The sequence below is a fragment of the Desulfosarcina sp. genome, assembly GCF_046496365.1.
Taxonomy (GTDB): domain Bacteria; phylum Desulfobacterota; class Desulfobacteria; order Desulfobacterales; family Desulfosarcinaceae; genus Desulfosarcina.
The window spans coordinates 1-3,028 of record NZ_JAWOHB010000151.1; the positions used below are offsets into that span (position 1 = coordinate 1).

Genomic DNA, 3,028 nt, shown 5'->3' on the forward strand with positions numbered 1-3,028 from the left:
GGCGTAATTTGTGTTCACATCTCCGTTTTGCCAGAGGTTGATCAAATTGCCCTCCATGTCTACCAGTATGGCGTCATTGCCGAACGGAGAAAAGATAGTGTAGCCATTGAAAGCCCTATCCGGATCCCACTGGATCATCTCGGTCGGCGTTCTAAAGATATCAATGGCAAACGCAGGCGTCAGCGGCAGCAACAGCAGCGCCGCTATGGCCGTTATGATCAGCATTCGTTTCTTCATAAGTTCCTCCATGGGAGATTGCCGGCAAGCAAAATCGCAACCCTCTCTCCCGAATACACCGGACTGACGATACGCTTTTGCTCACCTGATGTTTTTAAAAAAACCGCCCGCTCAGCAGCACCCCTTAGAATTTCAGGGCAAACTGAACGCCTAATTCCATCGGATCCTCGTCACCGCCGCCCGTGGCGTCCCCTGCCATCAGGTAGGCCGCCACCGCCGTCACTTCCAGGTCATCCAGCAGCTGATACTTCACCGTTATATCAATCTCCGTCCCCAGATCCGTGTCCCCGTCCAAATTGTCCTCCACCAGCTGCGCATACCACACGTCCGCTCCCAGCGTCAGCTTGTCCAGCGGAAATTCCACTCCCACATTGGCGGCCATGATGTTGGAAATCTGGTCCCCAGGTGATCCCGCCGATACCTGATCATCGAAAACACCGTAGCCCATGATCTCCGCCCAGTAGTAGGAACGCCCCTTGGGTACGTAATAATCATTGGCCTCGTCATCATTCTCGTCGTCATCCCCCGATGCATAGAAAAACTGGCCGTGAACGCTCATCGCATCCAGGTTCACCGATGCGCCCGCTGCAAACAGATAGGCCGCTACATCCAGCTCATCTCCGCCGACCATCTCCACCTTGCCGGTCTCGTAGATGCCCGTAACCCACACCGACAGCATGTCCGTGCTCCAGTCTCCGTTGAGCCCTACAAAAAAGACGTCCGCCGCCTCATTGGCGTTGGTCGCGCTCCACGCACTGGCGTCTTCCGAGGTCATGTACATCACAAACGGGTTCAACTTCAGATCGCCCATGCTGAACGTCGGGTCCAGACCGTAATAGTCAAAATCATTGTCGTTCGCGTCATCGCCGTATCCGCCTTCGTAGGCCTTCATCCAGATAAACGGAATCACCATGTCATAGCCCACATAGCGCACGATCAGACCGGTAAAGTCGTCGTCGAACAGAAAGCCCCGCGCAAAGGTCTTGCCCTGGGTCCCCATTTTCACATTCCATTCGCCCAGATTGAAATCCGCGTAGGAATGCTTGACCTCGAAGTTCTGGCCGTCCGCGCCGATGTCACCGCGGACCGTATCGCCCCAGGTGGCGTCCATCTCAAACTTGTTGACCAGCTTGAGCTCATCGCTCAGCACCGCCGTGTAGTGAATCCGGGTCCGTGTATCCGCCTTGCGCACATCCTGTGACCCGTCATCCTGGCCTGAAAAATCCGAGTTGTCGAAGAACCGGGTCCGCCAATAACCGCCGAATTCGTGATCCACCGCCACGGCCGGAACCGTGAATGCGCCGGTAATCAGCAACGCCAATGATACTACCAATAATTTCTTCATCTTGTTTCCTCCATAAGTTTCATTCAGTTAACAACCAGTTGCCAATCGTTTTTTTCATCTTCTTGAATCTAGCCTTGAACCACCTCCTTTCCTCCTTTCGCTCAAACCAAAGGAGCATGTTCGAATACACTTCCATTCTTAAAAAAACCCACATAAATTGCATTTAGTCAAGCAAAATACATTCAATAACGAGCGGGGATATTCATAAATATTCTATCTATCTGGAATGATGGGCTAAAAGCGGCCTTAAAAGGTGCATCGGCTGGCACGACCGGGTTGCCCCCCTTCTCAACAGCCTGTCCCGCAACCGGCTTCGGCAGGGTTGAACCGCAACAGCGAGCGAATCAAAACAGATAGAATTCCTTACGGTGGAGGATTCCTAGCAGGTTCCTGCGAGGAATCTTCAAACCCTGCACTACAGGAATGGACGCTGGGCGCTTTGATCAAATATAGGATATTATATCAATTTGTTAAAAATGTAGTCCGGGGCTTTAGCCCTGTAATACCTGCCGTTGAAAGCCAAATAGCGCAGGTGCCGGACCGCTGGTTGGGTGTGCAATTTATCGCACAAGTGTGTCTTCTGCCGTACAGGTGTTCGCGACTGCATCTTGAACGCAAAACCCGCAACACCGTATTAAAATATTCCCTCCAGGGCTTGAATATAGATGCGGCTTTTAGATGATCGTGAAAATGATCCCGAACCGGAAACCTGAGCGTACACCAGGTCCCGGCGGCCATCGTGATCCATGTCGGCCAGCACAAAATCGCTGACATAGCCGGCAAGCCGCTGGGATTGCCACTCGGTCTGCAATCCGACACCATTCCAGGCAAGAATTTCCATCCAGCCGCCGGTAAATTTTCGAAAGCGCCGAAAAATCCGCCTGCCGGCCTCTTCATTGCGGGAAACGATGGCTCGGTATTTTTGATCCCTTTCACCGGCTGCCAGCCGCAGGCGCTGGGCCAGGTAGTAGCGCGCATTGTCTTCCGGGTCGATGCCGACAGCCACTTCCAGATAGGTCGTGCTTCCTCCGTATGCGTCGGCACTGCACCACTCCTCGACATTTTCGCTGTTGAAAAGCTGCAGCAGATCCCTGCGGGAATAGCGCAGGACCTGTCGGCCGCCGTTTCCCATCAGATCTCCGCTGGCAAAACCGTAAATTTGAGTCCCTTCGGGCAGATCCAGCCGGCCTTGAGAAACCAGGGTTTCGCTTTGCCATTGGAGCCGGTAGATGCCGGGAGCAAACAAGCCCCTTTCACCCAGATTGGCAGCGCTGCCGCTGAGGGCGCCCGCCTTCTGTCCGACAATTGCCGCCTTTTCCTCGTGCGGCAGGTACTGGGCTTGAAAAAACCATTCGAGCCCGTCGGCAACAACGGTCAAACCGTTTCCATTCCATTCGAAAACAGCAGAGCTCAAACCACCGTCCCGGCGGACCCGCGTCAGATAGA

At 53.8% G+C, this 3,028-nt stretch carries 3 protein-coding genes; all 3 read right to left on the reverse strand.

Annotation, left to right across the window (positions count from 1 at the left end; all coding sequences use genetic code 11):
* Nucleotides 1-237, reverse strand: a 237-nt coding sequence (locus R6V78_RS14940) for a hypothetical protein (RefSeq protein ID WP_410290174.1), incomplete at its 3' end; no start/stop codon positions are given.
* A gap of 124 nt (nt 238-361) precedes the next feature.
* Nucleotides 362-1,582, reverse strand: a complete 1,221-nt coding sequence (locus R6V78_RS14945) for a hypothetical protein (RefSeq protein ID WP_410290175.1) — start codon at nt 1,580-1,582, stop codon at nt 362-364.
* A 634-nt stretch (nt 1,583-2,216) separates the two neighbouring features.
* On the reverse strand, nt 2,217-3,028 hold an 812-nt coding region (locus tag R6V78_RS14950; RefSeq protein WP_410290176.1), incomplete at its 5' end, for a hypothetical protein.